General features: G+C 54.1%; 14 protein-coding genes and 1 pseudogene. 8 read left to right on the plus strand and 7 right to left on the minus strand.

Going from position 1 to position 13,986, the window contains the following annotated elements; genetic code table 11:
* Positions 1-145 precede the first annotated feature (145 nt).
* Together recN and nadK are read right to left on the minus strand one after the other, a co-directional pair.
* Positions 146-1,807 carry a DNA repair protein RecN gene (recN, locus tag JY391_RS05560; protein ID WP_211935365.1) on the minus strand — a complete coding sequence of 554 codons (1,662 nt, stop codon included), beginning with the start codon at positions 1,805-1,807 and terminating at the stop codon, positions 146-148.
* 85 nt (positions 1,808-1,892) lie between these two features.
* On the minus strand, positions 1,893-2,771 hold the full coding sequence (nadK, locus tag JY391_RS05565; protein ID WP_042288294.1) for an NAD(+) kinase: 879 nt from the start codon (positions 2,769-2,771) through the stop codon (positions 1,893-1,895).
* Between the two features lie 121 nt (positions 2,772-2,892).
* On the opposite strand from nadK, the gene grpE reads away from it, so the two are divergent.
* Positions 2,893-3,486 carry a nucleotide exchange factor GrpE gene (gene grpE / locus JY391_RS05570; RefSeq protein ID WP_042288292.1) on the plus strand — a complete coding sequence of 198 codons (594 nt, stop codon included), beginning with the start codon at positions 2,893-2,895 and terminating at the stop codon, positions 3,484-3,486.
* A gap of 60 nt (positions 3,487-3,546) precedes the next feature.
* Here grpE and JY391_RS05575 read toward each other — a convergent pair whose 3' ends face one another.
* Together JY391_RS05575 and JY391_RS05580 are read right to left on the minus strand one after the other, a co-directional pair.
* Positions 3,547-4,833, minus strand: a complete 1,287-nt coding sequence (locus tag JY391_RS05575) for an HlyC/CorC family transporter (RefSeq protein ID WP_199957864.1) — start codon at positions 4,831-4,833, stop codon at positions 3,547-3,549.
* A gap of 19 nt (positions 4,834-4,852) precedes the next feature.
* A complete protein-coding gene (locus JY391_RS05580; protein ID WP_042288288.1) occupies positions 4,853-5,644 on the minus strand; it encodes a cytochrome C assembly family protein in 792 nt (263 codons plus the stop codon).
* Positions 5,645-5,809: 165 nt separating this feature from the next.
* Here JY391_RS05580 and ffh point away from each other — a divergent pair, with 165 nt between their 5' ends.
* From ffh to JY391_RS05615, 7 genes and pseudogenes are all read left to right on the plus strand, one after another.
* Positions 5,810-7,171, plus strand: coding sequence for a signal recognition particle protein (gene ffh, locus JY391_RS05585; protein WP_042288286.1), 1,362 nt, complete (start codon positions 5,810-5,812; stop codon positions 7,169-7,171).
* Positions 7,172-7,425: 254 nt separating this feature from the next.
* A complete protein-coding gene (rpsP, locus tag JY391_RS05590) occupies positions 7,426-7,674 on the plus strand; it encodes a 30S ribosomal protein S16 (protein WP_012134698.1) in 249 nt (82 codons plus the stop codon).
* A gap of 18 nt (positions 7,675-7,692) precedes the next feature.
* Positions 7,693-8,241 carry a ribosome maturation factor RimM gene (gene rimM, locus JY391_RS05595; RefSeq protein ID WP_042288279.1) on the plus strand — a complete coding sequence of 183 codons (549 nt, stop codon included), beginning with the start codon at positions 7,693-7,695 and terminating at the stop codon, positions 8,239-8,241.
* A 43-nt stretch (positions 8,242-8,284) separates the two neighbouring features.
* Positions 8,285-9,050 (plus strand): annotated as a pseudogene (gene trmD, locus JY391_RS05600) (tRNA (guanosine(37)-N1)-methyltransferase TrmD).
* A gap of 40 nt (positions 9,051-9,090) precedes the next feature.
* The gene (rplS, locus tag JY391_RS05605) at positions 9,091-9,438 is read left to right on the plus strand and encodes a 50S ribosomal protein L19 (RefSeq protein WP_000065254.1); all 348 of its coding nucleotides are present in this window, start codon (positions 9,091-9,093) and stop codon (positions 9,436-9,438) included.
* Positions 9,439-9,573: 135 nt separating this feature from the next.
* Complete coding sequence (locus tag JY391_RS05610; RefSeq protein WP_374197224.1) at positions 9,574-9,984, plus strand: DUF2946 domain-containing protein; 411 nt, start codon at positions 9,574-9,576, stop codon at positions 9,982-9,984.
* Between the two features lie 64 nt (positions 9,985-10,048).
* Positions 10,049-11,407: a PepSY-associated TM helix domain-containing protein gene (locus tag JY391_RS05615; RefSeq protein WP_211935366.1), complete on the plus strand. Its 1,359-nt coding sequence runs from the start codon at positions 10,049-10,051 to the stop codon at positions 11,405-11,407.
* 3 nt (positions 11,408-11,410) lie between these two features.
* Here the strand turns inward: JY391_RS05615 and JY391_RS05620 are convergent, their stop codons facing one another.
* Genes JY391_RS05620 through yfiR form a run of 3 tightly spaced genes read right to left on the minus strand, consistent with a single transcriptional unit; the run spans position 11,411 to position 13,638 of the window.
* Complete coding sequence (locus tag JY391_RS05620) at positions 11,411-11,890, minus strand: OmpA family protein (protein WP_060569502.1); 480 nt, start codon at positions 11,888-11,890, stop codon at positions 11,411-11,413.
* Between the two features lie 13 nt (positions 11,891-11,903).
* Entirely contained in the window at positions 11,904-13,127 is a 1,224-nt protein-coding gene (gene dgcN / locus JY391_RS05625; RefSeq protein ID WP_042288268.1) for a diguanylate cyclase DgcN/YfiN, read from the minus strand.
* Positions 13,120-13,638, minus strand: coding sequence for a regulatory sequestration protein YfiR (gene yfiR, locus JY391_RS05630; protein ID WP_042288265.1), 519 nt, complete (start codon positions 13,636-13,638; stop codon positions 13,120-13,122). The genes dgcN and yfiR overlap by 8 nt, the downstream gene beginning before the upstream one ends.
* Positions 13,639-13,986 lie beyond the last annotated feature (348 nt).

Raw genomic sequence — 13,986 nt, forward strand, 5'->3', positions numbered from 1 at the left:
ATTTGATTCCTTTTCGGGCCCGAGCAGTACGTGGCTCATATGTAATATGCCGATGATAATAGACCTTTCACCACTTTAAAACCTTTTGCTTACGGGTCTGTCGGCGTTTTTGTTGTCTACTCTGACCGTTAAGGGGCCAAAAAGTTTATGCCGCCAGCAGTTCTTTCGCGTTTGCGAGGGTATTGCGGGTCACTTCGCTACCACCCAACAGTCGCGCCAGTTCCTGCAGACGCGCGCGTTTGTCCAGCGGCTGCATATGGGTTTCGGTCATTTCACCGTCAGTGTCTTTGCTGACATAGAAATGCTGATGACCACAGCCGGCCACCTGTGGAAGGTGCGTCACGCACATCACTTGGGTGGATTCTCCCAACTGGCGCAGAAGTTTGCCGACGACGGCGGCGGTTGGTCCGCTGATCCCGACATCCACTTCATCAAAAATCAGCGCCGGGGTTTCCATCTTACGGGCGGTGATCACCTGGATCGCCAGCGCGATACGCGACAGTTCGCCGCCGGAGGCGACTTTTGCTATTGCCTGCATGGGCTGTCCGGGGTTCGTCGTGACCCTGAACTCCACGCGATCCGCGCCGTCAAGGCTCAGATGATGTTCGTCAAAATTCACGGCAATAGTGAACTGGCCATGCGGCATAGAGAGTGAGTGCATACTCTCGGTAATCAACGTGCTTAGCTCCTGTGCATAGTGCAAACGCTGTTGATGTAGCGCCTTCGCGGACTCAAGCGCCTGCTGATGATGCTTGTTAACGGCCAGCGTCAGCGTTTCCAGCGAGTCAGCCTGATCGTCAAGCTGCTGCTGTTCTTCCAGCAGAGACTGATAATACTGCGGCAGCGCCTCCGGACTGACGTGATGCTTACGCGCCAGCGAGATTTGTTTTGAAATACGCTGTTCAAGTTCAAACAGGCGATTAGGATCTAAATCCAGACGATCGCAGTAATGGCGTAGCTCGTCGCTGGCCTCGGTTAACTGAATAGTCGCTTCTTCCAGCATATCCAGCACGCCGGAAAGTTTGCTGTCCATGCTGACCAGTTCGCCGACCAGTTGCTTCGCGGTATACAGCTGGCTTTGCAAGTTAACATCATCGCCATCCGCCAGCAGCGCCAGCGCATTCTGGCTGGTAGAGAGAAGCTGGCCGCTGTTGGCCAGCCGTTTGTACTCTTCATCAATTTGCTCAAATTCACCCGCCTGCGGGTTAAATTCGTTAAGCTCTTTGAGTTGATATTGCAACAGCTCGGCGCGCGCGGCGCGTTCCTGGCTCTGCTGTTGATGATGCGCCAGATCGCGGCAGCTTTGATGCCACAACTGGTAGCGCGAAGCCATGTCCTGCACCAACTGGGATTCATTGGCATAGCCGTCGAGCAGTGATTTCTGGTGCTCAGGTTTGATCAGCAACTGATGGGCATGCTGGCCGTGAATCTGAATTAACAATTGGCCCAGCTCGCGAAGCTGAGAGAGAGGAACGGCAGTGCCATTGATAAAGCCGCGGGAGCGTCCGTCGCTGCTAATGACGCGGCGAAGTAAACACTCACGTCCGTCTTCGAGCTGGTTGGCCTCCAGCCAACGCAGGGCGGCAGGCGTATCTTTCAGAGAAAAGCGAGCGCAGAGGTCGGCTCGTGCGGCGCCGGCTCGCACCATGTCGGCGTCAGCCCGGCCTCCGAGACACAGGCCGAGTGCATCAATCGCAATGGATTTACCCGCCCCGGTTTCCCCGGTAATGACGGTCATTCCGCTCTGGAAATCGATCTCAAGTTCACGAACGATTGCAAAATTGCTGATGGTCAGTTGTGCCAACATAGCCGTTTCCCTGTATGAAAAACCATAACTGTAATTACATACAGTATAAACAGGTTTTTTATCCAGTAAAGAGGCTGACGTGAAATTAAAATAATTTTTTTGACCAACCCAGCTTGGTGCTTAACGTATTGAAATAGCTATAATCTTTTGGGTGTATTAAGTTCAGGTGATAGTCGCAACGCCGAATCAGCACATCTTCGCCTTCCTGGATAGGCAGGGCGATCTGGCTATCACAGCTAATCTCAAGGTCGTTACGACGATGAGAAAAACGCAGCCGAATGGTACTGCTGCTGTTAATCACCAGCGGACGAGCCGAAAGGGTGTGCGGGAACATCGGCACCAGAGTGATCGCATCTAAAGAGGGGGTCAGAATCGGGCCGCCTGCCGAAAGCGAGTAGGCGGTAGAACCGGTTGGGGTCGAGATGATTAGCCCGTCTGAACGCTGCGAAAAGGCGAAGTTCTCGTCAATATAGACTTCAAACTCAATCATGTGCGCGACTTTACCGGGGTGCAGCACCACTTCGTTGATCGCCGTGCTGATGCGCTTCTGGCAATCCTGCTGGCAGACCTGCGCTTCCAGCAAAAAGCGCTGTTCCGCAATGTAATGGCCTTCCAGCACGTCGGCGAGCTGCTGCTGGGCGTTGTCAGGATCGAGATCCGTTAAAAACCCGAGATTGCCGCGGTTAATGCCAATCACTTTGATGTCATAACGCGCGAGGGTGCGCGCCGCGCCGAGCATGTTGCCGTCACCGCCAACCACTACCGCCAGATCCGCCTGCTGACCAATTTCGGCCAGGGTGCCGGTTTTAACGTTTTTCAACTGCAGCTCGTGCGCGATTTGCTGCTCAACAATGACTTCATAGCCCTTCGTGCATAACCATCGATAGAGCATTTCATGTGTTGTCAGAGCAGTGGGGTGACGTGGATGTCCCACTATGCCAATACACTTGAAATGATTATTCATTTTTCGAGGTCCTTGTAACGAAGATTGATGACAATGTGAGTGCTTCCCTTGAAACCCTGAATCCGATCCCCATAATAAGCGAAGTTAGCGAGATGAATGCGAAAAAAACGCGGAGAAATTCATGAGTAGTAAAGAACAGAAAACGCCTGAGGGGCAAGCCCCGGAAGAAATTATCATGGAACAGCACGAAGAAGTTGAGGCGGTTGAATCAGACGCTTCTGCTGAGCAGGTGGATCCGCGCGATGAAAAAATTGCGAATCTGGAAGCGCAGCTTGCTGAGGCCCAGACGCGTGAACGCGACAGTCTGCTGCGCATGAAAGCGGAAATGGAAAACCTGCGTCGCCGCACCGAGCTGGACGTTGAGAAGGCGCACAAGTTCGCGCTGGAAAAATTCGTCAACGAGCTGCTGCCGGTGATCGACAGCCTGGATCGTGCGCTGGAAGTGGCTGATAAAGCTAATCCGGACATGGCGGCGATGATCGAAGGCATTGAACTGACGCTCAAATCCATGCTGGATGTGGTGCGCAAGTTTGGTGTTGAAGTGATTGCCGAGACCAACGTCGCGCTGGACCCGAACGTGCATCAGGCCATTGCGATGGTCGAGTCGGAAGAGGTCGCGCCGGGCAACGTGCTGGGTATTATGCAGAAAGGATATACGCTGAACGGTCGTACGATTCGTGCGGCAATGGTCACGGTAGCGAAAGCCAAAGCGTAATGCGTGATCTGTAGCGCCGGGTGGCGGCTTGCGCCTTACCCGGCCTATCTATCCTGCGTCTTATTCCGCCACGCTCTCCCGCAGGGGCTTCACCGGCACCACTTTGACCTGCTTAATCATATTCTCCTGAACGTCGAGAATATCGATATCATACTGACCGATGCGCACCCGGGTGCCGGCGATCGGGATCTCTTCCAGCGCTTCCAGAATCACGCCATTTACTGTCCGCGCGTCATCTTCCGGCAGATGCCAGTTAAAGGCTTTGTTGATTTCACGCACGTTGGCGCTGCCGTCAATGATGACCGAGCCGTCATTCTGCGGTGTGACCTCTTCGGCCAGCGTAGGCGACATGGAGGTCGTAAAGTCACCGACGATCTCCTCAAGAATGTCCTCCACCGTCACCAACCCCTGAATATCGCCATACTCGTTGACCACCAGACCGACTTTCTTTTTGTTGCGCTGAAATTTAACCAGTTGGGTACTCAGCGGTGTGCCTTCCGGGACGTAGTAAATCTCATCGGCGGCGCGCAGCATGGTTTCTTTAGTGAACTCTTTTTTCTCGGACATCAGCCGCCAGGCTTCGCGCACCCGCAGCATGCTGATGGTGTCGTCCAGCGAGTCGCGATACAGCACGATGCGTCCGTGCGGCGAGTGCGACAGTTGACGCACAATCGATTTCCAGTCGTCGTTGATGTCAATACCGATAATTTCATTACGCGGGACCATGATGTCATCGACAGTCATTTTTTCCAGGTCGAGCACCGACAACAGCATATCCTGGTTGCGACGAGAAATTTGCGAGCGGGATTCATTCACAATGGTGCGCAGTTCGTCTTTGCTCAGCGAACCGCTGACCACGATATCGGTTTTAATGCCCATCAGACGCATCAGCAACCGGGTAATGGTGTTCAGTAACCAGACCAGCGGCATCATTAATACTTGCAAGGGCGCAAGCAGGAAGCTGCTCGGATAAGCCACTTTTTCCGGATAGAGCGCGGCGATCGTTTTTGGCAGCACTTCGGCAAACACCAGCACGACAAAAGTCAGCACGCCGGTGGCAATCGCCACGCCCGCATCGCCATACAAACGCATACCGACAATGGTCCCGAGGGCGGAGGCGAGAATATTGACCAGGTTGTTGCCGATAAGCACCAGGCTAATCAGGCGATCCGGCTTACGCAGCAGTTTTTCCACCCGCTTTGCCGCCCGGTTTCCCTGCTTGGCCATGTGGCGCAGCCGGTAACGGTTAAGGGTCATCATTCCGGTTTCAGAACCGGAAAAATAGGCTGAGATGACCACCATGATGAGTAACGTGATGATCAGCGTGGTGGTTGAGATGTGTTCCAGGGGAGACTCCTTTTAGGGCTTAACTTACGACCTGCTGCAAAATCCGGCTGCCGAAATAGGCCAGCGTCAGAATGCCTGCGCCTGCGACGTTAAACCACACCACGCGGCGGCCGCGCCAGCCCTCATGATAATGTCCCCATAACAAAACAATATAGACAAACCACGCCACAATAGAGAGAACGGCTTTGTCGATGTTTTCCATGCTGAACAGGTTGTGCATGTAAAACAGGCCGGTACACAGCGTGAGCGTCAACAACACCACGCCGATTTGCGTGATATGAAACATTTTGCGCTCAATGCTCATCAGCGGCGGCATTTCGTTACTGAACGCCAGCTTTTTGTTTTTCAACTGGTAGTCGATCCAGGCCAGCTGCAGCGCGTAAAGAGCGGCGATGATGAGCGTCGCGTAGGAAAACAGCGACAGCCCGATATGGATCATCATGCCCGGAGTGGCTTCAAGATGCGTTATGTATTCGTTTGGCATAAAGGTCGCGAAAGCCAGATTGATGAGCGCGAAAGCGTACACGATCGGCAGCAACAGCCAGCCGCGGTTGCGTGAGGCGACAATCGTCATCACCGTACAGATCATCAGGCTCACCAGCGACCCGACGTTAAGCAGGCTCAGATTTTGTCCGCCTTCACCTGCGGGAAGGATACGGGCTTCCAGCGCAAAAGCGTGGCACACCAGCGCGACGACCGCAGAAAGAATAGCCATACGCCGCCAGCCGCTGTTTTTTTGCAGCAGAGCGGGAACGATCAGCGCGAGGCTGACGGAATAGGCGACAAGGGCGAGCAAAGCAAAAACGGGCATAGTGATGTCGACAATTAGCCAGTGAGAAAGAGAAGCAGTATAACGTTACGTGACCGCTGCTCCAACCGTTGCATAACAACAAAGGCGGCTTCATGTTATACTGCGACAAAATTCTGTTCCTGTGTCGCATGAGCGACCAACCGTTTCCACCCCAGGCGAGAGACAATGTTTGATAATTTAACCGATCGTTTGTCGCGCACGCTGCGCAATATCAGTGGCCGTGGACGCCTTACTGAAGACAACGTTAAAGAGACGCTGCGCGAAGTGCGCATGGCGCTGCTGGAGGCTGACGTTGCGCTGCCGGTAGTGCGTGAGTTTATCAATCGCGTAAAAGAGAAAGCGGTTGGCCACGAAGTCAACAAGAGCCTGACGCCGGGGCAAGAGTTCGTCAAAATTGTTCGTAACGAACTCGTCGCGGCGATGGGCGAAGAAAACCAGTCCCTGAACCTGGCCGCGCAACCGCCCGCCGTGGTGTTGATGGCGGGGTTGCAGGGGGCGGGTAAAACCACCAGCGTCGGCAAACTGGGTAAATTCCTGCGTGAAAAGCACAAAAAGAAAGTGCTGGTCGTTTCTGCGGACGTGTATCGTCCGGCGGCGATCAAACAGCTGGAAACGCTGGCCGAGCAGGTTGGCGTGGATTTCTTCCCGTCTGACGTCGGCCAGAAGCCCGTCGATATCGTTAACGGCGCGCTGAAGGAAGCGAAGCTGAAGTTCTACGACGTGCTGCTGGTGGATACCGCTGGTCGTCTGCACGTTGACGAAGCGATGATGGACGAAATCAAGCAGGTTCACGCTTCTATCAATCCGGTAGAGACCCTGTTTGTGGTCGACGCCATGACCGGTCAGGATGCGGCGAACACCGCGAAGGCGTTTAACGAAGCGCTGCCGCTGACCGGCGTGGTGCTGACTAAAGTCGACGGCGATGCCCGTGGCGGCGCCGCGCTCTCTATTCGTCATATCACCGGTAAGCCGATCAAGTTCCTCGGCGTGGGCGAGAAAACCGACGCGCTGGAGCCTTTCCACCCGGATCGTATTGCTTCACGCATTCTCGGTATGGGCGATGTGCTGTCGCTGATCGAAGATATCGAAAGCAAAGTTGACCGCGCGCAGGCCGAGAAGCTGGCGACCAAGCTGAAAAAAGGCGACGGTTTCGATCTCACCGACTTCCTTGAGCAGCTGCGCCAGATGAAAAATATGGGCGGCATGGCGAGCCTGATGGGCAAGCTGCCGGGCATGGGCCAGATTCCCGATAACGTTAAATCGCAGATGGATGACAAAGTGCTGGTGCGCATGGAAGCGATCATCAACTCGATGACGTTGAAAGAGCGCGCGAAGCCGGAAATCATCAAAGGCTCCCGCAAACGCCGTATCGCAGCCGGCTGCGGCATGCAGGTGCAGGACGTTAACCGCCTGTTGAAACAGTTCGACGACATGCAGCGCATGATGAAGAAGATGAAGAAGGGCGGGATGGCGAAGATGATGAGAAGTATGAAGGGGATGATGCCGCCAGGCTTCCCTGGCCGCTGATCTTTTCCGGCCTGGCTCATTTGCCATTTCGGCGCCGGGGTGTGCTCGCCATCCTCACGTATTGCGTGTACGCTCCGGTGGCTGCGCGCACGCCGGCGTCGAACTGGCTGCACCGCCGACGGCCTTTTGCAGCAGAGTGATTAACTGCTGATTGCAATTTCCCCAGAAATCAGTAAAATTTTCGGGCTTTTAATATGACGCCGGGCTCCGTTCCTCGATGGGGCCCGGTTGTTTTATTCACACAAGAGGATGTTATGGTAACTATTCGTTTAGCACGTCACGGCGCTAAAAAGCGTCCGTTCTACCAGGTTGTTGTAACTGACAGCCGTAACGCTCGTAACGGTCGCTTCATTGAGCGCGTAGGTTTCTTCAACCCAATCGCCAGCGAAAAAGAAGAAGGCACTCGCCTGGATCTGGATCGCATCGCTCACTGGGTTGGCCAGGGCGCGACCATTTCCGATCGCGTAGCAGCGCTGATCAAAGCAGCAAACAAAGCAGCTTAATCTGTCACGGTGGTCATGATGAGCAAACAACTCACCGCGCAAGCGCCCGCAGACCCTATTGTTTTAGGGAAAATGGGGTCGTCTTACGGTATTCGTGGGTGGCTCAGAGTGTTTTCCTCCACTGAAGACGCTGAAAGCATTTTTGACTATCAGCCCTGGTTTATCCAGAAGGCGGGTCAGTGGCAGCAAGTCCAGCTGGAAAGCTGGAAGCACCACAATCAGGATTTGATCATCAAGCTGAAAGGCGTTGACGATCGCGATGCGGCGAACCTGCTGACCAATTGTGAAATTGTCGTGGATTCTTCGCAATTGCCTGCGCTGGAAGACGGTGACTATTACTGGAAAGACCTGATGGGCTGCCAGGTAGTGACCACCGAAGGCTACGATCTCGGTAAAGTCGTCGATATGATGGAAACCGGATCGAATGACGTCATCGTCATTAAGGCAAACCTGAAAGATGCGTTTGGTATCAAGGAACGCCTCGTGCCGTTCCTCGATGGGCAGGTTATCAAGAAAGTCGATCTCACTACGCGTACTATCGAAGTAGATTGGGATCCTGGTTTTTAAACCACCGGATAAGCGGTAAATGACGGCGTGATGGGGATTGGCTGTGTTTATAGGTATCGTTAGCCTGTTTCCAGAAATGTTTCGTGCAATTACCGATTACGGGGTAACTGGCCGGGCAGTAAAAAATGGCCTGCTGAACATCCAGAGCTGGAGTCCGCGTGACTTCACGCACGACCGGCACCGTACCGTGGACGATCGTCCTTACGGCGGCGGACCGGGGATGTTAATGATGGTGCAACCTTTGCGGGACGCCATTCATGCAGCAAAAAGCGCGGCGGGTGAAGGCGCTAAGGTGATATATCTGTCACCTCAGGGACGCAAGCTTGATCAAGCGGGCGTCAGCGAACTGGCAACGAATCAAAAACTGATTCTGGTGTGTGGTCGCTACGAAGGCATAGACGAGCGCGTGATCCAAACCGAAATTGACGAAGAGTGGTCAATCGGCGATTACGTTCTCAGCGGTGGAGAGCTACCAGCGATGGTACTGATTGACTCCGTATCCCGGTTCATTCCGGGAGTTCTGGGTCATGAGGCATCGGCAACGGAAGATTCCTTTGCGGATGGATTGCTGGACTGCCCGCACTATACCCGGCCTGAAGTGTTAGAGGAGATGGAAGTACCGGCAGTATTGCTGTCAGGAAACCATGCTGAGATACGTCGCTGGCGTCTGAAGCAGTCGCTGGGCCGCACCTGGCTTAGAAGACCTGAACTTCTGGAAAACCTGGCTCTGACTGAAGAGCAAGCAAGGTTGCTGGCGGAGTTCAAAAAAGAGCACGCACAGGCAACATAAACATGATGGGATGGCATAAGCCCCCGAATATCAGTTTACCCAGGATAAGAGATTAAATTATGAGCAACATTATTAAGCAACTTGAACAAGAGCAGATGAAGCAGGACGTGCCTTCCTTCCGTCCGGGTGACACCGTGGAAGTGAAAGTATGGGTTGTTGAAGGTTCCAAAAAACGTCTGCAGGCATTCGAGGGCGTGGTTATCGCTATTCGTAACCGCGGTCTGCACTCTGCATTCACTGTTCGTAAAATTTCCAACGGCGAAGGCGTTGAGCGTGTCTTCCAGACTCACTCTCCGGTTGTTGACAGCATCACTGTCAAACGTCGTGGTGCCGTTCGTAAAGCTAAACTGTATTACCTGCGTGAGCGTACTGGTAAGGCTGCTCGTATCAAAGAGCGTCTTAACTAAGATATCGCTCAGGCGACATCCTGTTAGAAGGGGCTGGCCAGATGGCTGGCCCTTTTTTTATCCCCGAAAGCTCGTAGCGTTAACCATTAATTCATAAATCATTTACAATGCCTGCCGTGTCTTGCGGGAGGGATCGTGGTTATCGGGCAATTTCGTCAGCCAGGTGTTCAGCGCAACGCGGCATGGCTCGCGCTGTTTGCGATCCTGCTGATAATCATCTCGCCGCCGATCTCCATCGCGCTGCAAAAAGATCCGATGCGCGCTATGCCGGGCATGCACCATGAAATGGACATGACGGCGAACCACGCGCCGCATCACGATGTTTCGTCTTTCACCCCGCTTATTGTCGATCACGGTGAAGCGTGCGGTTACTGTGTGCTACTGGCGCATGTGCCGGGCCTGCTCCTGGCGCGGGTGATTCTGCCCTGTGGCCTGTTGCTCAGGCAGATGAACCGGCCAGCACGCCCATCGGTAAACCACTGGCACTTTTTCCCCTGGCTGTATCCTGATACCCGCGCGCCTCCGTGCTGCTCTACTGCTTCCTGACCCTGAAAAATAAGATTGTGCGCGCAAGCGTCACGACACCTTTTTGCTTTTTCTGAGGAAAAGTATGACAACCTGCACACCGCGCGCGGCATGGCTTACCCTGCTGCGGCGTCTCCATTTCTACATTGGTCTGTTCGTTGGGCCTTTTATCTTTATTGCCGCGCTGACCGGCACGCTTTATGTCGCGACGCCACAGCTGGAAGCGTCGCTCTACGCGCAGGCGCTTACAGGGACTGCGCAAGGTCAGCCGCAGTCGCTGGCGGCGCAAATTGACGCCGCTCAACGGTTCGCCGGAAATGCGCAACCCCTGCACGCCGTTCGTCCCGGACTCGAGCCGGGGAGGACGACACGGGTCATGTTTGCGGATCCACGCCTTGCCGCCTCGGAGCATCGGGCTATTTTTATCGATCCCGTTACCCTGGCGATAAAAGGGGATATGACGGTTTATGGCACCAGCGGGATTTTACCGCTGCGTCAGTGGATAGATTACGCCCATCGTTCGTTGCTGCTGGGGGAGGTTGGACGTATTTACAGTGAGCTGGCCGCCTCATGGATGTGGGTAGCGGCACTGGGTGGGGCATTGCTCTGGTATCTCACGCGGCCAAAGCGTCGCCTGAACAATCCGCGTCAGAAATACCGTCGTCTGCACGTTTCGCTCGGATGGCTGCTGTTGGCTGGAATGCTGCTTTTTTCTGCCACTGGCCTGACGTGGTCGCAATGGGCGGGCGGTAACGTGGATCGGATGCGTACGGCGTTTGGCTGGCTGACGCCGCAGGTGAATACGCAGCTTCACGGGCACAGTCCGGCGCAGAATGAACATGCGGGACACCATGGCGCGATGAGCATGTCCGCCGGGCCTGTCGATATCCGCTTGTTTGATCCTGTGCTGCAGGCGGCGCAGGCGGCGGGAATTGACGCCAGCGAAGTGGAAATTCGTCCGGCGAAAGACACGCAGCATGGCTGGACGGTCAGCGAAATCGATCGTCGCTGGCCCACCCAGGTCGATGCCGTTTCCGTCAACCCGACCACATTGCAGATTATCGACAGTATCGACTTCACGCAGTTTCCTCTGATGGCAAAACTGACCCGCTGGGGCGTGGATTTTCATATGGGCATTCTGTTTGGCCTGCCTAATCAACTGCTGCTGATAGGCTTTGGCGTGGGGCTTTGTGTGATGATTGCGCTGGGCTACCGGATGTGGTGGATACGTCGCCCTGCGCGCCCTGCGGTCAGTCCGGCGCAAACGTTGCTGGAAAGCTGGCTAATGCTGAACGGCGGAGGACGCGTCGGGTCAGTGTTGCTGGCGGTTACGTTGGGCATGGCGATGCCGGTTCTGGGGCTAAGTTTGATGCTGTTTATGCTGGTCGACTGGCTACGCTGGTATAGCGCCTCGCGCAGGGTTCTGGCGCAGTCAGCCGACTAAGACTTAAGGCGTGCTGATGACTACGGCGACGCGGCGGTTTTCAGCACGGCCTTTTGCGGTCTTGTTACTGGCGACAGGATATTTTTTGCCTAATCCTTGCGTTGTCAGATGACTACGCGGGATCTGCGCGCCTTCCGCCCATGCATCGGCCACAACGTTGGCGCGTTTCAGGGACAGGGCTTCGTTGTAGCTGTCTTCGCCATAATTATCAGTATGTCCGTCCATGCGCGCATGTTTCAGGCCAACGGAGGCCAGACGGGCAGCCATTGTCTGGATCTGTCGTTGACTTTCAGCACGCAGCTTATAGTCGTTTTTATCAAACAGGATGGTATCCGACATACCCAAAGACCAGCTCCCCGCCGACTCGGTAAACCCGTATGACTGCATGGCAGCGACCTGCTGCGGGGTAAACGTTCCCTGCGGCGCCTGACAGCCAGTCAGGAGGAGAGCAACAACAAAAGGCGATAAAAGACGTTTCAGCATGGGGGAATCCTTATTATTTGATCACGCGTTCGACACGCTGATGTTTGGCCAGATACATATTGCGGTCGGCCAGTTCTTGTAATTTTTCGGCTGAGGCGTGCTCCCACGTCAGGGCATAGCCCATACTCAGCGTCATGCTGGTCAGATGGCCGTTGTGCAGGTCAAAAGGCCGGTTAAATTCCTGCGCCAGCGCGGCGCATATGCGCTGCACTTCGTATTCGGAATGTACGCCGTAGAGGACCATCGCAAACTCGTCCCCGCCAAGACGATAGGGCTGGTGGCGGTTGCCGCCAAATTCCGCGAGTCGCTTAGCCACTTCGATCAAAACCCGGTCTCCCGCCGCATGGCCCCAGGTATCGTTAACGAATTTAAAGTTGTCGCCGTCAAGGAACAGCAGCGCTGAGCTACTGCGGGCGGCGTCATCATTCATGAGCGCGTTGATCGTGCTGCGAAAAGCAGCGCGGTTAGCCAGTCCGGTCAGCGGATCGTGCAGTGCCGTGCGTAGTAGTTGGGCGTTCCTCGCCTGGAGACGCAGCTGCCACTCTTCCATTTCATCCAGCAGGCTGTTGAAGTCCTGGGCAAAACGGTGAAACTCCTCAATTCGCTCCTCTGATACGCGACGGGAAAAATTCCGGTTGGTACGCACATCGTGCACGACGTCGGTGATATTTTGCAGCGCTACGACGACGCCGTTGTGCAGATGGCGCGTCAGGAGGATGGCGATACCGGACGCCAGCAGGATCGAGCCGGTGAGGACAGCCAGTGACAGCCAGAGAAAATGGCTGATTAAGCTGTCACGGGCGGTTATCCGCACTTCGCCAATGATTTCCCCGTTATGCCAGACAGGTTGCGCGACCGGCAATGGAAAAAGCCACTGGCTGATGTAACCACTGAGTTTGTCGTCAGTTTCCTGTGCGTTATAGCGCCAGCTGGCGATGACGTTCTCATTTTTATCGCGTACATCGGCGGCAGAAAACTGACCCTGCTGGCCGAGCGCCGCCAGCGTTTCGGTCGCTGCGGCATCGTCTGCGAACACGAGTGCGGCCTCCAGACTGTGGGTCATGGTGGCGGCGGTCAGTTCCAGATTTTTTTGCGCATACTGTTTCAGCGTCAGCACAGAGGCGACGCTAAGCAACAGCCAGATCAACGTCATGGTCACCACCACGCTGATCATGCTTATGCGTCTCAAGGCTCGCTTAAACGTTGGACGCGTCGTGCGGGAAAGATCCTTATCCATGCTTTTTATTCCGTGCGAGCATCAGTACATCCGGATTGACCCTGACGCCGCTGTGCGCCAGAGAATCCAGATTTACGGCGAATCTGACATCATTATTTTGAATAATAAGACAAAAGGCGCTGCCAATAATGCATTCGGCATTTTGTTCCGCAATTAATAACAAAGCCTTAGAGGGATATTTATTGGCTAATTCAACCTGAGCGGCCGGAGATTCATTGCCGAAATAAACGCCATCACAACGTGCGACCAGCGCCTCTTGTTCGTTACGAATAATAACAGGTTGATAGGGCAGGGAGGTATCGTCACTGTCACCCAATACGCTAACGAAACGGGATGAAGTGAAAATGCATAGCCTGGGCGGCGCGGAGAGCGCAGGCCAGCGCGTATAGCTCACAATGCCTGAGACAATTGCACGCACATTTTTGGCGTCATCGGGTAATTCCTGAGCATAAACCGGCGATCCTGCCAGCAATAGCATCAGCAGCACCAGAAGTCGGTGAGAATAGAACATGAGCGGCGTCCTCACCCGTATCTTTCGTAACGCATTAAATACATCCTTGATTGTTTGCAGCAAAATAACATTATTTTGCATAGGCGTCATTACGCCAAAGATATTTATGTTTTGTCCTTAAGTTAAATCTTATTAATCAATATTGCCGGGACGGTTTTTTTTATCTTTCTTGCTGTAATCGTACAATTTTATTTAAGTTTAAAATCCGCGACAGAATTGCATGTAAAGTAAAGTGTACGAATCTGTGCGCGTCATAATCAGTATTATAGGTGCTTGTACAATAAACTTTACGTATTTTGGGTTGATATCTTTACTCTTTGTGTTATCGTTACGTCATCCTCGCTGAGG

Origin of the sequence: Citrobacter sedlakii, from assembly GCF_018128425.1 — a bacterium.
Classification (GTDB): Bacteria; Pseudomonadota; Gammaproteobacteria; order Enterobacterales; family Enterobacteriaceae; genus Citrobacter_A; species Citrobacter_A sedlakii.

Bases quoted from the DNA above. Each gene is read 5' to 3' on its own strand.
- recN (WP_211935365.1), bottom strand. From the start codon at position 1,807: ATGTTGGCACAACTGACCATCAGCAATTTTGCAATCGTTCGTGAACTT.
- nadK (WP_042288294.1), bottom strand. From the start codon at position 2,771: ATGAATAATCATTTCAAGTGTATTGGCATAGTGGGACATCCACGTCAC.
- grpE (WP_042288292.1), top strand. From the start codon at position 2,893: ATGAGTAGTAAAGAACAGAAAACGCCTGAGGGGCAAGCCCCGGAAGAA.
- JY391_RS05580 (WP_042288288.1), bottom strand. From the start codon at position 5,644: ATGCCCGTTTTTGCTTTGCTCGCCCTTGTCGCCTATTCCGTCAGCCTC.
- ffh (WP_042288286.1), top strand. From the start codon at position 5,810: ATGTTTGATAATTTAACCGATCGTTTGTCGCGCACGCTGCGCAATATC.
- rpsP (WP_012134698.1), top strand. From the start codon at position 7,426: ATGGTAACTATTCGTTTAGCACGTCACGGCGCTAAAAAGCGTCCGTTC.
- rimM (WP_042288279.1), top strand. From the start codon at position 7,693: ATGAGCAAACAACTCACCGCGCAAGCGCCCGCAGACCCTATTGTTTTA.
- rplS (WP_000065254.1), top strand. From the start codon at position 9,091: ATGAGCAACATTATTAAGCAACTTGAACAAGAGCAGATGAAGCAGGAC.
- JY391_RS05615 (WP_211935366.1), top strand. From the start codon at position 10,049: ATGACAACCTGCACACCGCGCGCGGCATGGCTTACCCTGCTGCGGCGT.
- JY391_RS05620 (WP_060569502.1), bottom strand. From the start codon at position 11,890: ATGCTGAAACGTCTTTTATCGCCTTTTGTTGTTGCTCTCCTCCTGACT.
- dgcN (WP_042288268.1), bottom strand. From the start codon at position 13,127: ATGGATAAGGATCTTTCCCGCACGACGCGTCCAACGTTTAAGCGAGCC.
- yfiR (WP_042288265.1), bottom strand. From the start codon at position 13,638: ATGTTCTATTCTCACCGACTTCTGGTGCTGCTGATGCTATTGCTGGCA.